The following is a 24,346-nucleotide window of genomic DNA, read 5'->3' on the forward strand; positions in this document are numbered from 1 at the left end:
GCGGACCGTGGCCGGTGTGGCCGGCCCGCGATCCAGGACGTGATTGAGGATAACGGCCCGCGTCTGGGCCCCGGTGCGCCGTCCCCCCTAGGGTGTGCGCATGAGTGTTGACGAGGCTGCGCCCGACCGCCCGCCCACCGTTCGTGTCGTCGCGTCGGCGGATGTGTCGCCCGATGCCCAGCTCGGCGAAGGCACCTCGGTGTGGCACCTCGCCCAGGTGCGTGAGAAGGCCGTCCTCGGTGAGAACTGCATCGTGGGTCGCGGCGCGTACGTCGGGACCGGTGTGCGCATGGGCAACAACTGCAAGGTGCAGAACTACGCCCTTGTCTACGAACCCGCCGTCCTCGAGGACGGTGTCTTCGTCGGGCCGGCGGTCGTGTTCACCAACGACTACTTCCCTCGTGCCATCGACCCCGACGGCAAGATCAAGCGTGGCGACGACTGGGAGGCCGTGGGTGTCACCTGTCGGACGGGATCCTCGATCGGCGCCCGGTCCGTGTGCGTCGCCCCGGTGACCATCGGCCGCTGGGCGCTCGTCGCCGCCGGCTCGGTCGTCACGAAGGACGTTCCCGACTTTGCCCTCGTGGCTGGAGTCCCCGCCCGGCGGATAAGGTGGGTCGGCCGCGCTGGCGTGCCACTCGAGGTCGGCCACGAGCCGGGCACCTGGGTCTGCCCCAAGACCGGCGAGACCTACATCGAAGACAATGAGAGCCTGACGGAGGCCCCGAAGTGAACGATTTCATCCCCCCGGCAAAGCCGCTCATCGGAGACGAGGAGCGCGCCGCCGTCGACCGCGTCATGCGCAGCGGAATGCTGGCGCAGGGCCCCGAGGTCAAGGCGTTCGAGGAGGAGTTCTCCGCCCACTTCGAGCTGGGGCGCCCCTGCGTCGCGGTCAACTCCGGGACCAGTGGGCAGCACCTCGGCCTGCTCTCCAGTGGCGTCAAGGCCGGTGACGAGGTCATCGTCCCGTCGTTCACCTTCGCCGCGACCTGCAACTCGGTGGCCCTCACCGGCGCCACGCCGGTGTTCGCCGACATCGACGCCGACGACTTCTGCATCTCGCCGGCCGCCATCGAGGCCAACATCACCGACAAGACCGTCGGGATCATGCCGGTCCACCTCTATGGACACCCGGCGAAGATGAACCAGATCATGGCCATTGCCGACAAGCACGGCCTCCAGGTCTATGAGGACGCGGCCCAGGCCCATGGCGCCTCCCTCAACGGGACGCCCGTCGGCGCCTTCGGCACGTTCGCGATGTTTTCGCTCTACCCGACCAAGAACATGACCTCGGGTGAGGGCGGCATGGTCTCCATCGCCGATCCCGAGATCGAGCGACTCATGCGCCTCTACCGCAACCAGGGCATGGAGAAGCAGTACCACAACGAGGTCGTCGGCTTCAACACGCGCATGACCGACATCCACGCTGCCATCGGTCGCGAGCAGCTCAAGAAGGTCGGCGCCTGGACGAGGACGCGCCAGGAGAACGCCGAGTTCTTCAGCGCCAACCTTGAGGGCGTCACGACGCCGCCGGTCGCCGAGGGCGCCGTGCACGTCTACCACCAGTACACCGTGCGCGTTCCCGAGGGCCGTGACGGCTTCGCTGCCGCCCTCAAGGAGCAGTACAACATCGGTTCGGGCATGTTCTATCCGGTGCCGAACCACCAGCTCAAGCCGTTTGTGGGAGACACAGCCGACGTCGATCTTCCTGAAACGATGAAGGCTGCCGCCGAGTGCCTGTCGCTGCCGGTGCACCCCTCGCTCAGCCAGGGCGACCGCGAGCGCATCGTCGAGGCCGTCAACGCCCTCGCCAAGGCCGGTGCCTGATGGCCAACCTGCGCGCGGGCCTCATCGGCCTCGGGATGATGGGCCGCCACCACGGTCGTGTCCTCGCCAGCCTTCCGGGTGTCGACCTCATCGCCGTGGCTGACCCGGGCGGTGACGTCCACGGTGTGGCGGGCGGTCGCCCCGTGCTCGAGAACATCGAGCAGCTCATCGAGCAGGGCATCGACTACTGCATGGTCGCTGTCCCGACGATCTACCACGAGCAGGTCGGTCTCGCCCTCGCCGAAGCCGGCGTCCACGCCATCATCGAGAAGCCCCTCGCCCAGGACACCCCGGCCGCCACGAAGGTCGCCGAGGCGTTCGAGGCCAAGGGTCTCGTCGGCGCGGTCGGCCACATCGAGCGCTACAACCCGGCCCTCCAGGAGGCGCGTCGTCGCCTCGAGGCCGGCGACCTCGGTGACGTCTACCAGGTGTCGACGCGTCGTCAGGGCCCGTTCCCTGCGCGCATCGCCGACGTGGGCGTCGTCAAGGACCTCGGCACCCACGACATCGATCTCACCGCCTGGGTCACCCAGCAGACGTTCACAGCGGTCGCCGCGCGAACGGCATACAAAAGCGGTCGTGAGTTCGAGGACCTCGTCGCGGTCACCGGTCAGCTCTCCAACGGTGTCGTGACCAACCACCTCGTCAACTGGCTGTCGCCGCTCAAGGAGCGCGTCACGATCATCACCGGCACCAAGGGCGCCTACGTGGCCGACACGCTCACCGCCGATCTCACCTTCTACGCCAACGGCGAGATCGAGACGACCTGGGACGACATCGCGCAGTTCCGTGGCGTCTCCGAGGGTGACGTCGTGCGCTACGCGATCGCCAAGCCCGAGCCGCTGCGCGTCGAGCACGAGCAGTTCCGCGACGCGGTGCTCGGCAAGGACGCCGACATCGTCACGATGACGCAGGGTCTGCAGACCGTGCGCGTGGCCGAGGCGTGCATCGAGTCCGCCAGGACGGGCCAGACCGTCACGCTCTGACCCGCCTCAATGATGAACGCCCGCCTCGTGTGAGGCGGGCGTTCGTCATGGTGGAGAAGAGCCGAGCGGCGTATGCCGCCCGCTCACGTCTCAGGGGCGGGTCCGGACCCGCTCGGCGAGGGCTGCCACGGTCGCGTCAGCGGCGTGACCGTCGCCGTAGGGTGCCTCGTCCGTGGGGTCGGGGGTGGGGCGGTCGACGAGGGCGGTCAGCTGGTCGAGGTCGAGGGCGAGGACGTTCCAGCCGAGGTCGATCGTCTCGGTCCACTCGGTCTCGGTGCGCACGGTCGTGCAGGGTGTGCGCAGGAGGAAGGCCTCCTTCTGCAGACCGCCCGAGTCGGTCACGACGGCGCGGGCGTGCTGGACCGCGCTGACCATGGCCGGGTAGTCGAAGGGTTCGATCGTGTGCAGCGAGCCCTGGGTGAGGTCGATGCCGTGGTCGGCGGCCCTGGCCAGGAGTCGCGGGTGCGCGGTGAGGACGACGGGGTAGGGGAGCGCGGCGAGGCCGCTGATGATGGCGCCGAGGCGCTGCGGGTCGTCGGTGTTCTCCGCGCGGTGGATCGTTGACAGGACGTAACTGCCGGGCTCCACGCCGTCGGGCAACGTCGGTGGGGTGTCACGCACCCGCTCCGCCGTCGCCAGGCACACGTCGGTCATGACGTCGCCCGTGACGATGGTCCGCTCGCCCAGACCCTCGGACTCGAGGTGGCGGCGGGCCACGTCGGTCGGCGCCAGGCAGAGGTCCGCGGCGTGGTCGGTGAGGACGCGGTTGTGCTCCTCGGGCATGCGCCGGTTGAACGAGCGCAGGCCGGCCTCGAGGTGGGCGAGGGGGTAGTGCAGCTTCACCGCGGAGAGCGCGCCGGCGATGGTGCTGTTGGTGTCCCCGTAGACGAGGACCCAGTCGGGGTCGTGCTCCTCGATGACCGCGTCGAGCTGGGTCAGCATCGCCCCGGTCTGGACACCGTGGGACCCGGAGCCCACGCCGAGGTGGACATCGGGTGCTGGGATACCCAGATCCTCGAAGAACACGTCCGACATCTTGGCGTCGTAGTGCTGGCCGGTGTGGACGATGACGTGCTCGTGGCCGGCCGACGTGAGTGCGTGGGCGATGGGCCCCAACTTCACGAACTGGGGGCGGGCTCCAACGATGCTGAGTACCTTCACGGGACCAATCTAGGGGGTCGGTGCCCGCGGTCGGTCCGGCGGCTCGGCGAGTGACCGGTCGGGCCAGTCCGGCTCGGTAGGATGGCCTGCGTTGCCCAACACCGCGACCCACCATCCAAGGAGTCATTCGTGAAGATTGCCGTCGTCGCTCTCGGCAAGATCGGCCTTCCCCTCGCCGTCCAGTTCGCCAGCAAGGGACACGATGTGGTTGGTGTCGACGTCAACGAAGCCCTTGTCGGCGTCATCAACGAGGGTCGCGAGCCCTTCCCGGGCGAGGCCGAGCTGGACGAACGTCTCTCCCGACTGGTCCCCGAGGGCAAGCTCGTCGCCACGACCGACTACTCCCAGGCGATCCCCGGAGCCGACGCCGTGGTCGTCGTCGTCCCGCTCTTCGTCAATGACGAGACGTGGCAGCCCGACTTCGGCTGGATGGACTCCGCCACCGCCTCCATCGGTGAGCACCTGACGCCCGGCACGCTCGTCTCCTACGAGACCACCCTGCCCGTGGGCACGACCCGCACGCGCTGGAAGCCCATGCTCGAGAAGGCTTCCGGTCTCGTCGAGGGCACCGACTTCCACCTCGTCTTCTCGCCCGAGCGGGTCCTCACCGGCCGCGTCTTCGCGGACCTGCGCAAGTACCCCAAGCTCGTCGGCGGGCTCAGCGCCGAAGGTGCAGCCAAGGCGACCGAGTTCTACGAAGCCGTCCTCGACTTCGATGACCGGCCCGACCTCGAGCGCGGCAACGGTGTCTGGGACCTGGGCTCGGCCGAGGCCTCCGAGCTGGCCAAGCTCGCCGAGACGACCTACCGCGACGTCAACATCGGCCTGGCCAACCAGTTCGCGAAGTTCGCAGAGGGCAACGGCATCGACATCCACCAGGTCATCGACGCCAGCAACAGCCAGCCCTACAGCCACATCCACCGGCCCGGCATTGCCGTCGGTGGCCACTGCATCCCCGTCTACCCGCGCCTCTACCTCTTCAACGACCCCGAGGCGACTGTCGTGCGCGCCGCGCGCGAGGCCAACATGGGTATGCCGGACCACGCAACGCTGCTGCTCGAGGGCGCCTACGGCGACCTCACGGGCGCCCGGGTCGCCGTCCTCGGCGCGTCCTACCGCGGTGGCGTCAAGGAGACCGCGTTCTCGGGTGTCTTCCCGCTCGTCGACGCGCTGCGCGCCAAGGGTGCCGAGGTCTTCGTCCATGACCCGATGTACACCGACGAGGAGCTCTCCGGCTTCGGCTGGGCGCCGTACCACGTGGGTGACGAGGTCGACGCTGCCGTCATCCAGGCCGACCACGTCGAGTACAAGGAGCTGTCGGCCTCCGACCTGCCCGGCCTCAAGGCCATCGTCGACGGTCGCAAGATCACGGACGCGTCCCGCTTCGACGGTGTCCCGCACCGCGTGATCGGCCTCGCGGTCGCGAACTGAACCCAGCCCGCCGAACGCGTCACGAGTGGCCCCATCCCGATCCGGGATGGGGCCACTCCTGTGTGGCGCACGTGACTGGAGGGGCGGCCGTGTCTCGGGATGCGTAGTTCCAACGGGTCATGAATGATAGGGATTCGGTAGCCTTTATGGGCTAGTAACCCCGACGTGAGGCGTTCTCATGCATGACCTCTCTGCCCCATCTCTTGTCCCCCGTCGAGGGTTGGTCGCGATCGCCCTCGCCTCTGCACTCCTGGCAGCACCCATCGTGCCGAGCCACGCTGAGCCTTCGCCCGTGGCTCCGGCCCGCACCTCGGTTCCGCTCACGGGAGTCGATGCCGCCGCTCGCGGCGACCTCTCGTCGGCGCCCCCCGTGGCCGACGGACTGCGGGTCGCAGCCCTCTCGGCGCCGCTTGACCTGGGCAGGGACTCGGTCGTCGGTGTGACGTGGCTGGATCCCGCTGCGCCGGGCAGGGGCGACGTCGGCGACGTCCAGGTGCGCACCCGCGATCACGGCACCTGGTCGGCGTGGGAGGAGCTGCACGTTGACGACAGTCACGGTCCCGACCGGGGGACCGCAGAGTCTGCCCACGCACGGCGGGGCAGCGCGCCACTGGTCGTCAGCGGCGCCGACGACGTGCAGGTGCGCGTGGCGACCAGGACGGGCCGTGTGCCCAAGGACTTGCGCGTTGACCTCATCGACCCGGGCCAGACGTCCGCTGACGCAACTGCGGCGACGCTGCCGTCTGCTTCCGCAGGGGGAATCCGCCCCACGATCCGCACCCGGGCGGAGTGGGGCGCTGACGAGTCGATCCGCAAGGGTTCCCCGTCCTACGGCACGGTCGACGTCGGCTTCGTGCACCACACGGCCGGCTCGAACTCCTACACCGCTGCCGAGGTGCCCGGCATCATTCGCGGGATCTACGCCTATCACGTGAAGTCGTTGGGCTGGAACGACATCGGCTACAACTTCCTCGTCGACAAGTGGGGGCGCATGTGGGAGGGCCGCGCCGGTGGGATGGATCGTGCGGTCATCGGTGCCCACACTCTCGGCTACAACTCGCACTCCTTCGCCATGTCTGCCCTCGGCAACTACGAGAACACCCCTGTGCCCACCGCTGTGGAGGCCGCGTTCACCGAGTTGTTTGCCTGGAAGTTGGGCGTGCATCACGTCGACCCGCTGTCGACGACGACGCTCACCGATGCCGATGGCTCGCCCACCAAGGTGTTCCGCAACGTCTCGGGGCATCGCGACTTCGGCGACTCGGGCAAGGGCACGGAGTGCCCCGGGCAGAGGCTCTACGACCGCATCGACACCCTGGCGCCCCGGATGAAGGCCGCGCAGGGCGCCATGTTCTATCGGCCGACACTGGACCGCCGGACCTGGGATCACGAGGCGCCGGGTGGTGTCACCCTGCGCGCCACGGCGAACACCACTCTCTCCTGGCGCCTGGAGGTCCGCTCACCCGGGAAGCCCGAGGTCCTTGCCTCACGATCCGGCTCGGCCACCGCGGCCTCCGGGCTCACGGCGCGGTGGGACGGTCTCATCGCGGGCCTGAGAGTGCCTGTCGGTTCCTACGAGCTCACGCTGACGGCGCAGAGCTCGGCGAGCGGGTCGACCGGCGTCGTGCCGCCGTTCGTGGCCGCAGTGACGGTCACGCGTGACACGACCATCGAAGACGTGCTCGTCGGGGTGGATCGGAAGGGACCCCGGGGCCATCGCTGAGCGCCATCGGCGGAGCGGGCTCAGGCGTCGAGGGTGAACGTCAGCTCAGGGCCTGTCTTCTCGCGCAGCTCCTCCTGCGTGACCCCGGGGGCGAGCTCGCGCACGACGAGGCCGTCCGAGGTCACGTCGATGACCGCGAGGTCGGTGATGATCCGCTGCACGACGCCCAGGCCCGTGATCGGCAGGTCGCACTCGTCGACGATCTTGTGAGTCCCGTCCTTGGCGACGTGCTCCATGAGGACGATGACCTTCTTGGCGCCGTGGACGAGGTCCATCGCACCGCCCATGCCCTTGACCATCTTGCCGGGGATCATCCAGTTGGCGATGTCGCCTCTGCGTGAGACCTGCATCGCGCCGAGAATCGCTGCGTCGACCTTGCCGCCGCGGATCATCCCGAAGCTCGTCGCGCTGTCGAAGTAGCTGGCGCCACGTCGGGTCGTCACTGTCTCCTTGCCCGCATTGATGAGGTCGGGGTCGACCGCGTCCTGCGCCGGGTAGGCGCCGACGCCGAGGATGCCGTTCTCGGACTGGAGGACGAGCTCGACGTCGTCGGGGACGAAGTTCGGGACGAGCGTCGGGAGCCCGATGCCGAGGTTGACGTAGGAGCCGTCGGTCAGTTCGCTGGCCGCGCGCGCTGCCATCTCGTCGCGAGTGAGGGCCATGTCAGGCCTCCTTCGGTGTGGTCACGGTGCGCTTCTCAATTCGCTTGTCCTGAGCCTGTTCTGGCGTCAATGGAACCACTCGCTGGACGTAGATTCCGGGCAGGTGGATCTCGTCGGGATCGAGCTCGCCGGGTTCGACGAGCTCCTCGACCTCGGCGATCGTGACGCGACCCGACATGGCGCAGAGCGGGTTGAAGTTGCGCGAGGACTTGTTGAACACGAGGTTGCCGTGACGGTCGCCCTTCCAGGCGCGCACGAGACCGAAGTCCGCGGCGATGCCCTCCTCGAGCACGAAGGTGCGTTCCTCTCCGCCGAGCCCGAACGTCCTGGTCTCCTTGGGAGGTGAGGCGAGAGCGACAGTCCCGTCTGCGGCATACCTCCAGGGCAGTCCACCATCGGCGACCTGGCTGCCGACACCGGTCGGGGTGAAGAAGGCAGCGATGCCGGCTCCGCCGGCGCGCAGGCGCTCGGCCAGGGTGCCCTGTGGGGTGAGCTCGACCTCGAGCTCGCCCTCGAGGTACTGGCGGGCGAACTCCTTGTTCTCGCCGACGTAGGAGGAGACCATGCGCCGGATCTGCTTGGCGCCCAGGAGGATGCCCAGGCCCCAGTCGTCCACCCCACAGTTGTTGGAGAAGACCTCGAGGTCGCGCACCCCCCTGGCGTGCAGCTCGGAGATGAGAACGCTGGGTATGCCGCAGAGCCCGAACCCGCCGACGGCCAGTCTGGCACCGTCGCGGACGTCCTCGAGGGCTACGGCTGCAGAGGAGACGACCTTGTCCATGTCGGTGACTCTAGTCACCGAGGGGGAGGGCTTCGATGTGGTGGGGGTCCAGAGCCGGGGGCGGGAGATGGGGCGCCGACACGGGCGGGAGATTTTCCTGAGTATTGAGTCAATTGCAGGAAATTCCACCGCGCCAGACGGGGTCAGGCGAAGTACATGCGTGTAATTCACCCCGTTGCACTTGCGTAACCAGTGTGACAGGTGGGACAACTGACCTTGCCAAAGTGTCTGGTGTGACGTCTGTGACGGTGCATGGGGCACGACATTGCTTCACCTCGTCGCCCCTGAGGAGCTTTCGTTGACGCGCGCCACCCTGCCTGCCACGTCGACCCGAGGACCGGTCCGCGCCCTCGGTGCCGTCACCGTCTCTCTCCTGTCGATCCCTCTCGGTCTCTCCCTCACGGGCGGATCTGCCTCTGCCGTACTGGCATCGAGCATCCCGCCGCCCCCGACGAAGCCGTTGCCGAGCGAACTCGACATCGCCCCGAAGTACCAGGAGGGCTACCGCTGCCTCAGCGGTGACCTGCCGGGTCCGACGGCGTTCGCCCAGCTCCTCAACAGCCACTACGGCAGGCACATCTACGGCATCAACCGCACGTGTGCCGCCGAGCACGGCGAGGGTCGCGCCCTCGACTGGATGAACAACGCCTACACCGCGGACGGACTCGCGCTGGGCAATGCGATCACCCGGTGGCTCGCGGCACCTGACGCCCAGGGTCGCCCCGGGGCCATGGCCCGTCGCTTCGGCATCAACTACATCATCTGGAACCGCCAGATGTGGCGCGCCTACGACCCCGGTCGTGGCTGGGCGCCGTACTCGGGCGTGTCCCCGCACACCGACCACATCCACATCTCGTTCACGTGGGACGGCGCCTACAAGCGCACCTCCTGGTGGACCGGCAAGGCCCTCATGGAGGTCCAGCTCACCGGGCCGATCTCAGGCCCCAGCTCGCCGGTGGTCACGACCCCGCCGCTGACGGCCTCCGGCTACCCGCTGCTCAAGCGCGGTGACACCCACAAGGACCTCATGATCGCCCAGGGTGCACTCGGCCTGAACAAGGACGGACAGTTCGGTCCCGGCACCGAGGCGGCCGTCGCGTCGTTCCAGTCACGCAACGGCATCGCCGTCACCAAGCAGCTCGACAACGCCACATGGACCAAGCTGGTCGCGCTCAAGCTCATCCCGTCCCGCACCGGCAGCAGCACGACGACCAGCCCGTTGTCCGCGTTCGTCAACACGGTCATCCAGCGTGGTTCCACCGGCCCCGCAGTCGTCGCGCTGCAGAAGGCTCTCGGCCTCACCGCGGACGGTAGCTTCGGACCGGGCACCGAGACCAAGGTCAAGGCGTACCAGGCGTCCAAGGGCATCTCACCGACCGGGGTCGTCGCTTCTGCCACCTGGAAGGCACTGATCGGTGTGACGCCGACGGCGCCGACCACGTCGCCGCTCGCGATCTACGCCAAGACCGTCCTCCAACGTGGCTCCACGGGTCCAGCTGTCGTCGCCCTGCAGAAGGCTCTCCGCCTCACCGCGGACGGCAACTTCGGGCCCGGCACCGAGACCAAGGTCAAGGCGTACCAGTCGTCCAAGGGGATCAGCCCCACCGGTGTCGTCGCATCGGCGACATGGGCCGCGCTCATGGGCCAGTCCTCGACGGGCACCCCGACCACGCCGCCACCGGCCACGACCTCGCCGTTGACCACCGAGTTCACGGCCTACAAGGCGACCATCCTGAGCGTCGGGTCCAAGGGCACGGCCGTGAAGGTGCTCCAGGCCGGGCTCGGTGGCCTCGCCGTTGACGGATCCTTCGGGCAGGCGACGGCGAACGCGGTCAAGTCGCTCCAGACCAAGTGGGGGCTCCCCGCGACCGGAACCGTCAACCTCAAGACCTGGAACCGTCTCGAGCTCACCGTGCACCCGCTCATCCCCTACTGGGCCACCGTGGCCAAGTCCGGCTCGAAAGGCGCGAATGTCGTGGCCCTTCAGAAGGCGCTGCGCATCACGGCGGACGGCAACTTCGGCCCCGCCACGCTCGCGGCCGTGAAGGCGGCGCAGGCGCGAGCCAAGCTCAGCCAGACCGGTGTCGTCGCGACGCTGACCTGGCGGGCCATCGAGAAGCAGATGTGACGCGCGCCCGGGTCAGGGGCCTGTTGCGCCTTCGACCCGGGATCGCTCCGCAAGAACGTTCGCCGGCGCCTCGCCGCGACTGAGCACGACCGATCCGTCTGCTGTCCACAGGGCAAGGCAGGCGCGGAGGAAGTCGGCCGTACCAGTCGTCGTGAGGTGCCGGCGTTCTGCTGAGTTTGCCCGCGGCGCAGCTGAGCCCAACACATCGGCGTATGCCGTCCGCTCGCCTCTGCTGATCAGTGCGGTGTCGCTGTCGTCCGGTTGGTCGTACGCGACGAACTGGTCGCCGTGGGTGCTGAGCTCCTTGGCTTCGTCCATGACGCCCTGGGGGACGGGGGTGGCCGCGGAACGGGCGAGGCCGGCGAGGGTGACGAGGACGGCGGGGGAGTCGCTGGCCGCGGCGGTGTCGTTGTCGGTGGTGACAAGCAGGTCTGGGGTGGCGTCGCCGGCGTCGGTGCTGACGGTGGCTCCGACGGACCAGGTGGCGAGGGCCCAGTAGGCCGTGCGCCAGTGCGGCGGGAGGTCGAGGTGGACGATCGAGCCGGGGGCGATGTCAAACTCGTCCTGGAGGGCGTTGGCGGCCTTGTTCACCCAGTTGCCGAGCACGCGGGCCGACAGCTCGATGCGTTCACCGCGAGTTGGGCCGTCGGTGTCGTCGTAGGTCGTGATCCGCGGCTTCGCGGAGTCGGAGCGGAGCATCTGCGGCAGGACATCGGCGGGTCGGGTCACCTCTGCAGGGTACGAGGGTTGAAGGGGTCCCGTAGGCCGCCAAACGGCCGGGCGCGCCGTGCGCCCAAGTCCCGGTAAATCGCAAACGGGTGAGAGGAGGCTTGGGTAACGTGTCGACCATCCAGGACCCCTGGGGGCGAAATGCGATCTCATCGACTGGCGCGCGACGGCGTTGAGGTAGTCGCGAGCATGAACGGGTTCGGCAAATATACGATGGCGATGAGGTTCGTATCGTGACTCCGGAGTCGACGAGCTGATGGCTGAATGGCTCGAGTTTCCGGCCAATGAGTTCATCGTTTCCATGGATTCCTTGGGCCGGAAGGACGACGTGCTCGAGTTGTGCCGTGAGGTCCTGGAGAATGTTCGCGACGAATGCTGCCCCGATCTGATTCTTGGGCACTTGATTCCTTTTGACTCTGGTGTGCTTACGACCCTTGAATTTCACGGCGACGAGGGGGAGATGAGAGCGGCACTGGACTGCCTCCAGCTTTTCTTGGCGGACCAGTCCTTGGGCGGTCTCTCGCCTGGGCGCGATGTTGTTTCGCAAATTGTGGATATTTTCGACAACCGATCTGCACTCTGTTATGGCTTGATGACCATGTCGGAGGCCGCGGGGGACTCGGAATCGAACGAAAGAATTGTCGCTGCAGCTTTGGACTTTGTCCGAGCGGTGGATACAGGCTTCTTTGCAGTTGGAACTGGCGCAATCGTGGCGAACGTCTCGCCTGAAGGAGCAGCACGGCGATTGCAGGACATCCTCAAAGCCAACGGAGGAGTCGGAGAAGTGCTGACGCAGGACCCCCTGAATTCTCGAAGGGTGATCATCGAACCTGGCTCAGTGATCTTCAGTACGTGGTGCGGGTTCGAGAAAGAGTCCATTGAGCATTCAATCGATTCCCTGGAGGCCGCCGTCGACCCTATTCTTGATCTTTCATCCTACGGATGTGTGAAGCGGAGCAAACTGTATCAAGTTGGATGGTCGTCCTTTCTGCAATGGGACTGGCCAGACTTCCCCCGGGCATCGATGCCCCGTGTCCCATGGTTTCCCGTCGGGAGCATTCCAGACGCTTATGCCCTGCAGTACCTCGGCGAGGGGTACTGCATTCCAGAGATGAGTGAGAACTGGCGGGTCACCCAGACACCAAGAGGTGGAGTGGTTCTTCGGGCTCAGGACCTGCGGCCGTGGCTGGGTGGTCCGATGCCAGCTGATGATGTGCTCGACAAGGCGCGTCGCGAGATGTCAGCCATTCTCTACTCAGGCTCCGTGGCCGAATAGGGGCCAGCCCCGTGATGCGCAGCGTCTTCTTGGATGCGCGGTGGGATGCGGGCGCAGGCGAGGCAGTGACCCAGATAGCGTTGGCGCCCATGAGCCGCTCGCTGCCGACCGCTGACGAGGACCTGCCCTCCTCACCGCTCGAGCGGGCTGGGGGTCGGTGGCTCCAGACGATCGTCCTCGGGGCTGCGACCTGGATCGTCGCCATGTCTCTGCTCGCCGTCGTCCTGGCTGGACTTGGTGCGTGGTTCCCCTGGCTCGTCCTGCCGCTGGCGCTCGTAGCGGCAGGGGCGAGCGGATGGTGGGCACACGGCATACCCGCTCGGTCGTTGCCTGTCTGGACCGCAGCGCTCCTCGTCGTCGTCAGCGTCGGCGCCGGAATCTGGACTGCAACAACGCATTCCGAGCAGGTGCTGCCGCGCCGCGACTCCGCGAGCTACCTCCAGGCCGCGATCTCCATGGCCGAGACGCACCACCGGGTCGTGCCCGTGGACCCGGCATCCGTGGGCGGTCCCGACGTCCTCGCGATCGAGGGCGTCACGCTCGCGAGTCCCGCCTTCTACGAGGTTGGCAGCGATACGGACCCGGCGATCCAGCCGCAGTTCGTCATCGGGCCTGGGGCGATCTATTCGCTCGGTGTGTGGCTGGGCGGCCCAACAGGTGCGCTCCTGGTGCCTGCGCTCCTTTCGGCGCTCGGAATTCTTGGCCTCGGACTCCTCACCGCGCGCATCGGCGCGCCTCGCTGGTCACCGCTGGCGGCGGCGGGCGTGGCCTTGCTCTTCCCGGTGCTGCACACGGCTCGCGCGACCTACTCCGAACCTCTGGCGATGGTGACGCTCGGCGGCGGACTGCTCGCCCTCGTCATCGCCGCCCGTCAAGGCGCCCGCGGTGAGGTCGGTCGAGCCGCGTTGCTGGCCGGAGTCCTCATCGGGGGGACGGCCTTCGTTCGCATCGACGGGCTTCGCGAGACGATCCTGCTCATCCCGGTCGCCGCGCTGGCTCTCGCGCAAGGGCAACGCTGGCCGCGGGCCACCCTGCTCGGGGCCGGGGTCTCGACCCTGCTCGCCGGACTCGCGGCTCTGTGGCTGTCGAACCAGTACCTCGGAACCATCGCCGCCAGCCTCGTCCCGCTGGTCGGGCTCGGCGTCCTCATGGGGCTGCTCACGGCCGTGATGCTCTGGTGGCAACGGCGCGGAGGCGCTGTGCCACAGGCGGTTTCACGCTTCCTGCCCACCGGTTTGGGCGTCGGAGTCCTCGTCCTTGGCCTCTTCCTCGCGAGCCGTCCCCTGTGGCAGACCGTGCGCCAGTCGCCGGATGACCCAGGTTCCCGCGTCGTGGCCGGCCTTCAGTTGCGGCAGGGTTTGACCGTCGACGGGGGTCGCACCTACGCCGAGCAGACCGTGGCGTGGCTGTCGTGGTGGGTCGGCATCCCCGCACTCGTCATCGCCCTCGCCACCCTCGCCTGGGCGGTCCGCGTGGTCGCGACCAAGTGGACGGCCGGCGAGTCACTGCCGGCGTGGACCGGACCGCTTCTCGTCGGAGCCGGTTCCACGGTCCTCACGCTCTGGCGTCCCGGCATCACACCCGACCACCCCTGGGCCGAGCGGCGGCTCGTCATCGTCCTGCCGTTCGTCATCCTCTTGTGCATTGCCGCAGCGGCGTATGCCGTCCGCCACCTCTCGCGTCGAGCTCCCGTGGCCGTCGCGATCGGCGCGGGCGTGGCCCTCGTCGCGGCGACCATCATCCCCACTGCCTTCGCGACCTGGCCCCACCGCAGTGAGCGCGTGGAGCTGGGAGAGCTCGCCGCCGTGGATGCTGTGTGTGCCTCGCTCACTGATGGTGACGTCGTCCTCGTAGTCGACTCAAGGGCGGCCAACGAGTGGCCGCAGGTCGTGCGCGGGCAATGTGCTCGTCCGGCGCTGTCGACGACCAGGACCTTGCAGCAAGACCCGGCGCGCCTTGCGACGGCGGTCGCGACGATCGATCAGGCCGTGACGGCCAAGGGTGGGCGCCTCGTGCTGTTGGCCGTCGAGGGCACCAAGGAGCTGGATGCGTTGGGCGCCAGTGACATTCGTCAGGTCAGCGACGCATTCGTCGCCGAGGACGACCGGCTTTTGGAGCAGCGCCCGGACGGTCTCGTGCCTCTGTCGCTGGAGGTGTGGACGGCTGTCTCCAACTCGGGAAGCGAGTGAGCTGGGGGACGGGTGCTCAGCGGGGGACGAGATCCTGCGGCATACGGCGGGCGACGGCGGCATACGTCGTCTTGTCTGCGGCGACGATGAGACCGGGAACGGTCGAGCGGGGGCCGTACTCGACGCCGTCGAGGTGACCGACGAAGCCGCCGGCCTCGGTGACCATGAGTGAGCCGGGCGCGTGGTCCCAGGCGTTGGAGCGGCTGTAGAGGATGTAGTCGACCTTGCCCTCGATGAGGTTGGGGTAGTCGACGCCGCAGCAGACCCAAGAGGGCTGCAGCGCAGGCAGATCCGCGAGGGCGTGACCGCGCAGCGACCAGATCGACGTGGCACCGTGGGGTTCCTCGTCAGAGCCCACGGGCTTGCGGGTGATGCGCTCGCCGTTGCGCTCGACGCCGGCGCCGCGTTCGGCGACCCAGGCGATCTCGTGCTCGGGCTGCCAGATCCAGCCGCGAACCGTTTGTCCCGCAACGGTTTCGGCGATCATGACCGCATGGTCGGGGTTGCCGTGGACGAAGTTCTTGGTGCCGTCGACCGGGTCGACGGTGAACGTGTGCTCCGCCGCGGTGTAGCGCTCGAGGATGCTCCCGTCGGCGGCGTGTGCCTCCTCGCCGAGGACAACAGCATCGGGGTATGCCGCGTTGAGCGCCTTGGTGATGAGCACCTCGGCTTCGCGGTCGGCGACGGTGACGAGGTCACCGGGGTTCTTCTCGATCACCTCACCGTCGGCCAAGGACCGAAATCGGGGGGTGATGACCTCGGCGGCCACCTGCTTCATGAGGTCGAGTACTGCGCCAGTGTCCACGGGGTCAACGCTTCCACAGTCACGTGACACCGGACACAGCGGGTCAGGGGTGAATCACCCCACGAGGTACTGGTCGGCCCAGGCGCTGATGATGCGAGCGGCGCGCTTGGCCTGACCGGGGGCGGTGAGCAGGTGGTCCGACCCTTCGAGCGAGATGAAGTTGCGGGGGTGCCGGGCGGTTTTGAAGATGTCGCTCGCGTTGGCGATGCCGACGGTGTTGTCGGTCGGGGAGTGCAGGACGAGCAGGGGACGTCGCAGGCTCGTGATGCACTCGCGCAGGTCGGCACGGCGCACGTCCTCGACGAACTCGCGACGCAGCGTGAGCGCCTTGTTGCCGAACGTCGCGACGGCCTCACCCTCGGCGATGACGCGCTCGACGACCGCGTCGTACTGGTGCTCGACGTGCGAGGGGTCGAAAGGTGCGCCGACCGTTGCGACCGCACGTGCCTCGGGGACCTCGGCTGCGGCCGCGAGCACGGCGGCGCCACCGAAGGAGTGCCCGACGAGCAGCTCGATCGGTCGTCCGTTCGCGGTCATGAATCGTGCGGCCTCAACGGTGTCGGCGACCTTGTGCGAGAAGGACCCGTCGCCCCACTCGCCCTCGGAGTCGCCGAGCCCCAGGTTGTCGAAGCGGAGCATGCCGATGCCCTCGGCCGCGAGCTGCTTGCAGATCCGAGCGGCCGCTGGGCAGTCCTTGCCGAGGGTGAATCCATGGGAGAACACGCCCCACCCGCGCAGCTCACCCTCGGGCAGGTCGATGATCCCGGCGAGCAACTCACCAGAAGAGCTGGGGAACGTGACGCGTTCGGCCATGTCAGAGCACCTGGATCTGGTCGAGGGCGTTGAACCCATCGCTCGCGGCGGGGCTGTCGGGAATGCCGGGGGGCTCGGCGCCCTCGATCTCGGCGATGTGGACGAGGGCGTCACCGCGGTTGACCAGAGGTGCCGTGGTGCGGCCGATGATGACGCCGGCGCGCTCGGCCTTGACGAGACGCAGCGTCCTTCCGAAGGAGTTGCTCAGGCCGCCGAGCCGGTCGCCGACTTCGACCCGTTGGCCGAGGGTGGCGTCGAGGTGGACGATGCCGGTGCGGCGCGCGCGTACCCAGCCGCTGCGGCGACTCACGAGGCCTGGTGGGGGAGCGGGAAGAGTGAGGGTGCCGGCGCCACTGGCTGCCGCGGCGGCGGCCGTGGCAGCAGCGCTCGTCGTGGTGGTGGCGTCGATCATGTCGAGCGCGGCGAGAACACGGAGCACACCGGCGACGCCAGCCTCGATGGCCCACTGGTCGAAGCGCATCGCCTCGCCCGCCTCGAAGAGCAGCACGGTCGCACCTGACTCGCGGGCAGCCGCTCGCAACGATCCGTCGCGGAGCTTGGCGTGGAGCATCACTGGGGCACCGAAGGCCTCGGCGAGCGCACGGGTGCGCGGGTCGTCGAGGTCGGCCCGGATCTGCGGGAGGTTGGTGCGGCGGTCCGAGCCGGTGTGCAGGTCGATGCCGACCTCGCACTTGTCGACGACCTCGCGCATCATCAGGTTCGCGACGCGCCCGGCCAGGGAGCCCCGCGCTGACCCCGGGAACGAGCGGTTGAGGTCCCGCCGGTCCGGCAGGTAGCGTTCGCCGGCCATGAAGCCGTGGACGTTGACGGTCGGGACGGCGAGCAGCGTGCCGCGGAAGGTCTTTGGGTTGAGGGTCGCGAGCACGCGGCGGATGACCTCGACACCCACGACCTCGTCACCGTGGATGGCCGCGTTGATCCACACGACCGGGCCGTCGTGGCGGCCGTGCACGACCCGCACGGGGAGGCTGATCTCCGAACCGGTGACGAGCTTGGTGATCGGCAGCCCGATCTCGCGGGTGTGGCCTGGGCGCACCTTCACGTTGCCGATGGCGAACGACGAGCGAGTGGGTTTGGTCTTGCGAGCCGGCGCAGCGGTGCGAACCCGCTTGGGGGCCGGTGCGTCCTTGGCCTCGGAGCTCATCAGCGCCCCCGGTTGCGACGGCGCAGGTGCAGCTTGGGTCGCGGTCCGAGATAGGAGACTGCGGGGTCGACGACGTAGCCGTGCAACAACGTCTCGCGACCGATGAGCATCCGGAAACCCATCTCGTCACGATTGCTCAGGGTCACCTCGGTGGTCCGGCGGCGGCGAGCCAGGACGAGCTCGAGCTCGACGACGACCCGCTCCTCGGAGTGCCCGGACGACGAGCGCACGACCCGCTCGTCGACGATCGGCCGCTCGAGGGTGACGGCGTCCTCGTCGCTGCCCTGCCACGGGTGGATCGAGAAGCGGACCCACGGCTCGCCATCGCGCTCGAAGCGGTCGAGGTCGAAGGCGTGCACTGACGAGGACCGTGCCCCCGTGTCGATTTTCGCCTTGATCCACGGAAGTCCAGCGGACGGCATACGCACCCATTCGCGCCACCCGACACGGATGGTTGGATGGGATTTGACCGGCACCCGACCATCTTTGCAGGTACCCCACATGAAGCTAGCCATTCTCTCGCGCGCGCCCAAGGCCTATTCGACCCAACGGCTGCGCACCGCCGCCCTCGATCGAGGCCACGACGTCAAGGTGCTCAACACCTTGCGCTTTGCCATCGACCTGTCGGGGCCCGAGCCGGACCTGCAGTTCCGCGGGCGGACACTGTCGGACTACGACGCGATCCTGCCGCGCGTTGGGGCATCGGTCACCTACTTCGGCACGGCCGTGGTGCGCCAGTTCGAGCAGATGGACGTCTACACGCCCAACACCGCCAACGGGATCTCGAACTCCCGGGACAAGCTGCGGGCGACCCAGATCCTGTCGCGTCACCAGATCGGTATGCCGGCCACGACCTTCGTGCGCAACCGGGCTGACGTGCTGCCCGCCATCGAACGCGTCGGTGGCGCACCGGTCGTCATCAAGCTGCTCGAGGGCACCCAGGGCATCGGCGTCATCCTCGCGCCCGACAGCAAGGTCGCCGAGGCGATCATCGAGACGCTGCACAGCACGAGCCAGAACGTCCTCATCCAGAGCTTCGTCAAGGAGAGCAAGGGTCGCGACATCCGCGCGCTCGTCGTTGGCGACCGGGTCGTCGCAGCGATGCGGCGCACGGCCCAGGGTGATGAGTTCCGCTCCAACGTCCACCGCGGCGGGACGGTGGAGCCGGTGACTCTCGAGCCGGCCTTCGAGCAGGCCGCGGTGCGTTCGGCCCAGATCATGGGCCTACGGGTGGCCGGTGTCGACATGCTCGAAGGCGCCGACGGGCCGCTCGTCATGGAGGTCAACTCCTCGCCGGGGCTCGAGGGGATCGAGGCCGCGACCAAGCTCGACGTCGCCGGGGCGATCATCGACTACATCGGGAACCAGGTCGCGTTCCCCGAGATCGACGTCCGCCAGCGCCTCACTGTCTCAACGGGATACGGAGTCGCGGAGCTCGTTGTCCATGGCAGCGCGGACCTCGTCGGCAAGACGATCGCGGAGTCCGGGCTCGAGGACCGCGACATCACGGTGCTCACCCTGCACCGCGGCACCACGGTCATCCCCAACCCGCGTCGGCGCACTGCGCTCGAGCCGCAGGACCGGCTGCTCTGCTTCGGCAAGCTCGAGGAGATGCGCTCCATGATCCCCGAGCGGCGGCGTCGTCGCGACAAGGTCCGCAAGCTCCCCAAGGAACCCATCCACGAACCCTGACGCTCAACCATTCGTGACCAATTGGGCGAGTTCCAGACGGGCGTGTGCCGACTTCGTGCCCCATACGGACACGAAGACGGAGACCTTGGGCCGACGGATCGGGTCCGTATGGGGCACGAAGTCGAGGGTGTCCGTGGGTGCCTCTAGGGTTCATGCGTGAACTCGCTCGCCATCCCTCTCTGGCTCGACGCCGTCGCCGTCGGGTTCGGTGGGCTGGCCGGGGCACTGGCCGCTCGACGCCGAGGGTTCGACATCGTCGGCGTGCTCTTCCTCGCGGTCATCGGCGGACTCGGTGGCGCGCTGCTGCGTGACCTGCTCCTCCAGGTCCCGGTGCGCGCCCTGACCTCACCGTGGCTGCTGCCGTCGGCCTTCCTCGGCGGGCTGCTCGTCGCGCCGCTGCTCGCACTCGTCGGACCGCTGCGCTTCCGGCGAGACGTCGCCTTCACCCTGCTCGACGCCCTGTCGCTCGCGCTCTACTCCGTCCTCGGCACGGACCGGGCCATGAGCGCCGGCCTGCCGCCCATCTCGTGCGTGTTCGTCGGGACGGTCGCCGGGGTGGGCGGGGCCCTCATCCGCGATGTCCTCATCAACGAGCAGCCCGAGCACTTCAAACCGGGCTCGTTCTATGTCCTCGCGGCCGTGCCAGGGTGCATCGCCTACTTCATCCTGCGCACCGTCGAGCTGCCGGTGGTCGTCTCGGCGGCCGTCGGAATCGGTGCCATCGTCGCCATCCGCATGTCCTCGTGGTCGCTCGACTGGCAGACCGGCCGCGGGAGGAAGGCGAGTGCTTGAACGTCTCGGCTTCCCCCGCGTGGGGACGCACCGCCGCTTCGTCTCTGCGATCGTCGCCGACACGATTGGCAGTGGCCTCTTCCTCCCCGTCACGATCCTTTACTTCCTGAAGGTCACCGACCTCACGCTCGTCCAGATCGGTGCCGCCCTGTCCCTGTCGGCCCTGGCCACCCTGCCTGCCGCGTTCGTCGTCGGCTCGCTCGTCGACCGGCTCGGCGGGCGCCGGATGATGCTCATCGGCAACGTCGTCCAGGGCGTGGGGATGCTCGCCTACCTCTGGGCCGAGGCTTTCTGGTCGGTGGCCCTGTTCACGGTGCTGCTCAACCTCGGTCGCCAGGCGTTCTGGGGCTCCTTCGGCAACGTCGTCACCGCGATCACCCGCCCCGGCGAGCGGGAGACGTGGTTCGGCTTCCTGCAGGCTCTGCGCAACCTCGGCTACGCGGTGGGCGGCATCCTCGCCGGCATCGCCCTGCAGATCGACACCGAGGCGGCGTTCAAGGTCGTCGTCATCGCCAATACCGCCAGCTTCGTTCTCGCCTACGTTCTCCTGCTCGACGTTCCCGACCACCGCGTTGCGCGGGCGGACGAGACACCGATCGAGGGCTGGGGTGTCGTCCTGCGCGATCGGGCCTACCTCCGGTTCGTCCTGGCCCAGCTCGCCCTCGTCATCGGGATCATGGTGCTCAACTTCGCACTGCCGGTGTATGCCGCGAAGACCCTTGGTCTTCCGGGCTGGCTCGTCGGGGCGATCTTCACGCTCAACACGGTCATGATCGGGCTGGGCCAGGGCCTCACGGTCCGGTGGATGACGGGTCGGGTCCGCGCCCGGATGATGGCGCTCAACCAAGGCCTCTTCGTGGCCAGCTATGCGGTCTTCGTGCTCGCGGGGTGGCTGCCGGTGTGGCTGGCGGTCGCCGCGATGCTCCTGGGCGCGGCGATCTACACGGGCGGAGAGCTCGTCGGCGGGCCCGTTTTCAGCGCGACGGCCGCAGAGGCCGCACCCGATCACCTGCGTGGCCGCTACCTCGGACTGGTGCAGCTCATGTGGGCGATCGGCGGCACGATCGCGCCCGTCGCCTTCACCTTCCTGCTCGGGCACGGCACGAACACCATCTGGTGGGCGCTCGGACTCGTGGCCCTCGGGGGCGCGGCATACTCACTCACCCTGCCCCGGGTGCTGCCGACCGCCGGTGAGAAGGTCGCCGCCGGGTAGTCTGCGAAGCGATGAACGAGCATCCGAATTCTTCCCCATCGTCCGCCCCCACGGAACGCATCACGGTGCGCACCGGCGAACTCGCGGGCAGCAGCGACGACACCGTGACCCACGTGTCCGGCGACCCGCGCCCGGCCCTCCTCGAGGACGGCAGCCCGCGCCCCTACGTCACGATCGTCCTGCCCTGCTTCAACGAGGGTGCCCACGTCCTCAAGGAGATCGACCGCATCACGGCGGCGATGAACTCCAGCGAGTTCACCTACGAGCTGCTGTGCATCGACGACGCGTCGACCGACAACACGCTCGAGGTGCTTGAGCAGGCGGCGCGTGACTTCGCGAACCTGCGGATCATGCCCTTCCGGCGCAACGGCGGCTCCGGCACGGCTCGGCGCATCGGCACCCAGCAGGCCCACGGCGAGATCGTCGTGTGGACCGACGCCGACATGACCTACGAGAACGAGCGCATCCCCGAGCTCGTCCGGATCCTGCGCGATGACGCGAGCTACGACCAGGTCGTCGGCGCGCGCACCACCGAGGAGGGCACGCACAAGTGGGCCCGTGTCCCCGCGAAGTGGCTCATCCGCAACATCGCGCAGTGGCTCACGAAGACCAGGATCCCCGACCTCAACTCCGGACTGCGCGCGTTCCGCCGTGAGGTGTCGCTGCCCTACCTGCGACTGCTGCCGGCCGGATTCTCGTGCGTCACGACGATCACCATCGCGTTCCTCTCCAACCAGCACGACATCAAGTACATCGACACGTCCTATGCCAAGCGCGCCGGCGTCTCGAAGTTCCACTTCGTCAACGACGCCTACCGCTACATCCTCCAGGTGCTGCGGATGGTCATGTACTTCGACCCGCTCAAGGTCCTCATGCCGCCGGCGCTGTGGATGATCGTCATCGGCTTCGTCAAGGGCGTCGTCGACATGGTGCGCCACCCGTTCTACTTCCCGGCGTCCACGGTGCTGCTCATCGTGAGCGGCATGATGATCGCCTCGCTCGCCCTCCTCTCCGACCTCGTGGTGAGGTCGAGAGACGGTGTTTGACGCGGACAACTCGGCCTCGCTGCGCGTCGCGGTCGTCGGGCCGACCCACCCCTACAAGGGTGGCGTCGCCTCGCACACCACGCAGCTGTGCCATGAGCTTGCCGAGGCAGGTCACGACGTCACCCTGGTCTCGTGGAGTCACCTCTACCCGTCGCTGCTCTATCCGGGCGAGCAGGCCGTACCCGGTGGCGCCCCCGACGTCGAGCCGTTCCCGCGCACGATCCGGTCGCTCTCCTGGGCCCGCCCCGACACCTGGGTGCGCACCGGCCGACGGCTGCGCGACATGGACGCGATCATCATCGTCCACGTCATCCCGCCGGGCGTCCCGTCCAACCTGGCGATCCTGCGTGCGGCCGGGGTCGGTCGCACGTCGAGCAGCGGGCGTGGGCCGCGTTCCATCGTCATCGCCCACAACGTCCTGCCGCACGAGACTCGACCCGGGGATCGACAGTTCATGGAGGCGCTTTTCCGCCGCGTGGATTCCGTTGTCGTGCACTCGGATTCGCAGGCCAAGCTTGCCACCGAGCTCGGCGCCGCCCACGTGCGCGAACTCGACCTTCCGCCCCACCTTCCGGGTGGTCCGCCCGAGAAGCACGTCGAGTCGACCGGTCCCACGAGGCTGCTCGCGCTCGGCATCGTTCGCGACTACAAGGGTGTCGACCTGCTCCTCGACGCCATGCTCGACGTCCCCGAACTCGAGCTGACCATCGCCGGGGAGATGTGGGGTGACAGCGGACGTCGGGTCAGGGAGCTGGCCGCCGATCCTCGTCTGGCCGGCCGCGTCGAGGTCCACAGCGGCTATGTCCCCGCCGACCGCATCGCCGCGCTCCTGGCCCGTCACGACGTGCTCACCCTGACCTATCGCCACGCGACAGCCTCCCAGAACGTGCTGTTGGCCAAACTCCACGGCCTGCCCGTCCTCGCCACCCACGTCGGCACGTTCGGTGGACATGTGCGCGACGGTGTCGACGGACTTCTCGTACCCCCGGACGACCGCGCCTCGCTCGTCGAGGCATTGCGTCGCCTTGCCGACCGTGGGTATGCCGGCCAGCTGCGTTCCGCTGTCCGCCCACCTGATCTCAGCGGACCGTGGGCGCACTACGTCGGCGGCATCGAGGTCCTGGCCAGTGCCGAGTCCGAGGCCATGGTCGATGACTCCGGGCCCGGGGACGTGCCGCCGGACACACCGGTGCAGAAGGCCAAGGACCTCATCACGGCCGCCCGGCTGCGGCGTCGGAAATATCTGACCCTGCGCCCGTCCGACTTCCCCGAGTGGGTGCGCGCCTCCGACGTGCTCTCGCTCGACACCGACGCGCTCGAGGCGCAGTCGCTGGCTCGTGAACTCGGGCTCCCGCGCTGCTCCGACGCCGTGTCGGCATGGGCCGCCCTGGGTGCTCTCGCTGCCGTCCTGCGCATCCGCGATGACGGGCGTCGTGGTGCGGTCATCGTCGACGAGTCCGGGACCCGCAGTCCGTTCTCCCGCTGGGTCCGCGCCCTTGGCTTCGAACCCGTCGAGCTCGAGCTCACGGGTCGCCGCACGTCGGTCGAGGTCCTCGACGTCGACACCGCCAGCCTCGACGTCATGGCGCGCCTCCACCCCGGAGACTGTGGGGCCGACGACGTCGATCACGCTGTGGCACAGGCGTCCTGGGCGCTGCGTTCGGGCGGGTTGCTCATCATCACCTTGCCCGTCGGCGAGGACGACCCCGAGTGGGCCATCTCCCCGGCCGACATCCGCGGGATCCTTGCCCGCGCCGACGACCTCGGCCTCGTGCTCGTCGGTGACGTCGATGGCGACATCACCGAACGCATCCGACAGGCCTCGGCCTCGGCACGTGAGGTGCGCGCAGCGCAACCGGAGGGACGTCGCTCAGGTGCGGTCCCGGCATACGGGATTCTGCGACTCACGTTCCGGCGCCGGTGAAGG

Annotated in this window: 21 protein-coding genes; 13 read left to right on the forward strand and 8 right to left on the reverse strand. The window is 68.3% G+C overall.

Features of this window, described 5'->3' with window-relative positions:
• Positions 1 to 100 precede the first annotated feature (100 nt).
• The 3 genes from ACFQRE_RS07790 to ACFQRE_RS07800 are packed head-to-tail and all read left to right on the forward strand — an operon-like array spanning position 101 to position 2,813.
• Positions 101 to 733 carry an acyltransferase gene (locus ACFQRE_RS07790; RefSeq protein WP_380120780.1) on the forward strand — a complete coding sequence of 211 codons (633 nt, stop codon included), beginning with the start codon at positions 101 to 103 and terminating at the stop codon, positions 731 to 733.
• Positions 730 to 1,827, forward strand: a complete 1,098-nt coding sequence (locus ACFQRE_RS07795; protein WP_380120782.1) for a DegT/DnrJ/EryC1/StrS family aminotransferase — start codon at positions 730 to 732, stop codon at positions 1,825 to 1,827. Before ACFQRE_RS07790 ends, ACFQRE_RS07795 begins: the two co-directional genes overlap by 4 nt.
• Positions 1,827 to 2,813, forward strand: a complete 987-nt coding sequence (locus ACFQRE_RS07800; RefSeq protein ID WP_380120785.1) for a Gfo/Idh/MocA family protein — start codon at positions 1,827 to 1,829, stop codon at positions 2,811 to 2,813. Before ACFQRE_RS07795 ends, ACFQRE_RS07800 begins: the two co-directional genes overlap by 1 nt.
• Before the next feature lie 90 nt (positions 2,814 to 2,903).
• Here ACFQRE_RS07800 and wecB read toward each other — a convergent pair whose 3' ends face one another.
• A complete protein-coding gene (gene wecB, locus ACFQRE_RS07805) occupies positions 2,904 to 3,974 on the reverse strand; it encodes a non-hydrolyzing UDP-N-acetylglucosamine 2-epimerase (RefSeq protein ID WP_380120788.1) in 1,071 nt (356 codons plus the stop codon).
• A 129-nt stretch (positions 3,975 to 4,103) separates the two neighbouring features.
• On the opposite strand from wecB, the gene ACFQRE_RS07810 reads away from it, so the two are divergent.
• Positions 4,104 to 5,405 carry a nucleotide sugar dehydrogenase gene (locus tag ACFQRE_RS07810; protein ID WP_380120790.1) on the forward strand — a complete coding sequence of 434 codons (1,302 nt, stop codon included), beginning with the start codon at positions 4,104 to 4,106 and terminating at the stop codon, positions 5,403 to 5,405.
• Between the two features lie 178 nt (positions 5,406 to 5,583).
• Positions 5,584 to 7,128 carry a peptidoglycan recognition protein family protein gene (locus ACFQRE_RS07815; RefSeq protein ID WP_380120792.1) on the forward strand — a complete coding sequence of 515 codons (1,545 nt, stop codon included), beginning with the start codon at positions 5,584 to 5,586 and terminating at the stop codon, positions 7,126 to 7,128.
• Between the two features lie 20 nt (positions 7,129 to 7,148).
• Here ACFQRE_RS07815 and ACFQRE_RS07820 read toward each other — a convergent pair whose 3' ends face one another.
• Together ACFQRE_RS07820 and ACFQRE_RS07825 are read right to left on the reverse strand one after the other, a co-directional pair.
• Positions 7,149 to 7,790, reverse strand: coding sequence for a CoA transferase subunit B (locus ACFQRE_RS07820; protein WP_380120794.1), 642 nt, complete (start codon positions 7,788 to 7,790; stop codon positions 7,149 to 7,151).
• A gap of 1 nt (position 7,791) precedes the next feature.
• Positions 7,792 to 8,571, reverse strand: a complete 780-nt coding sequence (locus ACFQRE_RS07825; RefSeq protein WP_380120797.1) for a CoA transferase subunit A — start codon at positions 8,569 to 8,571, stop codon at positions 7,792 to 7,794.
• Positions 8,572 to 8,869: 298 nt separating this feature from the next.
• On the opposite strand from ACFQRE_RS07825, the gene ACFQRE_RS07830 reads away from it, so the two are divergent.
• Complete coding sequence (locus tag ACFQRE_RS07830) at positions 8,870 to 10,699, forward strand: peptidoglycan-binding domain-containing protein (RefSeq protein ID WP_380120799.1); 1,830 nt, start codon at positions 8,870 to 8,872, stop codon at positions 10,697 to 10,699.
• 12 nt (positions 10,700 to 10,711) lie between these two features.
• Here ACFQRE_RS07830 and ACFQRE_RS07835 read toward each other — a convergent pair whose 3' ends face one another.
• Positions 10,712 to 11,428: a TIGR03089 family protein gene (locus ACFQRE_RS07835; protein ID WP_380120801.1), complete on the reverse strand. Its 717-nt coding sequence runs from the start codon at positions 11,426 to 11,428 to the stop codon at positions 10,712 to 10,714.
• Between the two features lie 256 nt (positions 11,429 to 11,684).
• On the opposite strand from ACFQRE_RS07835, the gene ACFQRE_RS07840 reads away from it, so the two are divergent.
• A complete protein-coding gene (locus ACFQRE_RS07840) occupies positions 11,685 to 12,704 on the forward strand; it encodes a hypothetical protein (RefSeq protein WP_380120804.1) in 1,020 nt (339 codons plus the stop codon).
• A gap of 89 nt (positions 12,705 to 12,793) precedes the next feature.
• Positions 12,794 to 14,893, forward strand: a complete 2,100-nt coding sequence (locus ACFQRE_RS07845; RefSeq protein ID WP_380120806.1) for a hypothetical protein — start codon at positions 12,794 to 12,796, stop codon at positions 14,891 to 14,893.
• Positions 14,894 to 14,909: 16 nt separating this feature from the next.
• Here ACFQRE_RS07845 and ACFQRE_RS07850 read toward each other — a convergent pair whose 3' ends face one another.
• From ACFQRE_RS07850 to ACFQRE_RS07865, 4 genes are read right to left on the reverse strand one after another with little or no spacing between them, the layout of a single operon-like run.
• The gene (locus tag ACFQRE_RS07850; protein WP_380120808.1) at positions 14,910 to 15,698 is read right to left on the reverse strand and encodes an inositol monophosphatase family protein; all 789 of its coding nucleotides are present in this window, start codon (positions 15,696 to 15,698) and stop codon (positions 14,910 to 14,912) included.
• A 54-nt stretch (positions 15,699 to 15,752) separates the two neighbouring features.
• Positions 15,753 to 16,511 carry an alpha/beta hydrolase family protein gene (locus ACFQRE_RS07855; protein WP_380120810.1) on the reverse strand — a complete coding sequence of 253 codons (759 nt, stop codon included), beginning with the start codon at positions 16,509 to 16,511 and terminating at the stop codon, positions 15,753 to 15,755.
• A 1-nt stretch (position 16,512) separates the two neighbouring features.
• Positions 16,513 to 17,676 carry a succinylglutamate desuccinylase/aspartoacylase family protein gene (locus tag ACFQRE_RS07860; protein WP_380120812.1) on the reverse strand — a complete coding sequence of 388 codons (1,164 nt, stop codon included), beginning with the start codon at positions 17,674 to 17,676 and terminating at the stop codon, positions 16,513 to 16,515.
• Positions 17,676 to 18,179, reverse strand: coding sequence for an ATP-dependent zinc protease family protein (locus ACFQRE_RS07865; RefSeq protein WP_449274545.1), 504 nt, complete (start codon positions 18,177 to 18,179; stop codon positions 17,676 to 17,678). The genes ACFQRE_RS07860 and ACFQRE_RS07865 overlap by 1 nt, the downstream gene beginning before the upstream one ends.
• On the opposite strand from ACFQRE_RS07865, the gene ACFQRE_RS07870 reads away from it, so the two are divergent.
• The 5 genes from ACFQRE_RS07870 to ACFQRE_RS07890 all read left to right on the forward strand — a co-directional run bounded on the left by ACFQRE_RS07870 (position 18,178) and on the right by ACFQRE_RS07890 (position 24,343).
• Complete coding sequence (locus ACFQRE_RS07870) at positions 18,178 to 19,368, forward strand: RimK family alpha-L-glutamate ligase (protein WP_380120817.1); 1,191 nt, start codon at positions 18,178 to 18,180, stop codon at positions 19,366 to 19,368. The two genes, ACFQRE_RS07865 and ACFQRE_RS07870, sit on opposite strands and share 2 nt — an antisense overlap.
• 156 nt (positions 19,369 to 19,524) lie before the next feature.
• Positions 19,525 to 20,160 (forward strand): trimeric intracellular cation channel family protein, encoded by a 636-nt coding sequence (locus ACFQRE_RS07875; protein ID WP_380120819.1) that lies wholly within the window; start codon positions 19,525 to 19,527, stop codon positions 20,158 to 20,160.
• The gene (locus ACFQRE_RS07880) at positions 20,153 to 21,373 is read left to right on the forward strand and encodes an MFS transporter (RefSeq protein ID WP_380120822.1); all 1,221 of its coding nucleotides are present in this window, start codon (positions 20,153 to 20,155) and stop codon (positions 21,371 to 21,373) included. The genes ACFQRE_RS07875 and ACFQRE_RS07880 overlap by 8 nt, the downstream gene beginning before the upstream one ends.
• A gap of 11 nt (positions 21,374 to 21,384) precedes the next feature.
• Complete coding sequence (locus ACFQRE_RS07885; protein WP_380120824.1) at positions 21,385 to 22,419, forward strand: glycosyltransferase family 2 protein; 1,035 nt, start codon at positions 21,385 to 21,387, stop codon at positions 22,417 to 22,419.
• On the forward strand, positions 22,412 to 24,343 hold the full coding sequence (locus ACFQRE_RS07890) for a glycosyltransferase family 4 protein (RefSeq protein WP_380120826.1): 1,932 nt from the start codon (positions 22,412 to 22,414) through the stop codon (positions 24,341 to 24,343). The genes ACFQRE_RS07885 and ACFQRE_RS07890 overlap by 8 nt, the downstream gene beginning before the upstream one ends.
• Positions 24,344 to 24,346 lie beyond the last annotated feature (3 nt).

Origin of the sequence: Knoellia pratensis (assembly GCF_042666395.1) — a bacterium.
Taxonomy (GTDB): Bacteria; Actinomycetota; Actinomycetes; order Actinomycetales; family Dermatophilaceae; genus Knoellia; species Knoellia pratensis.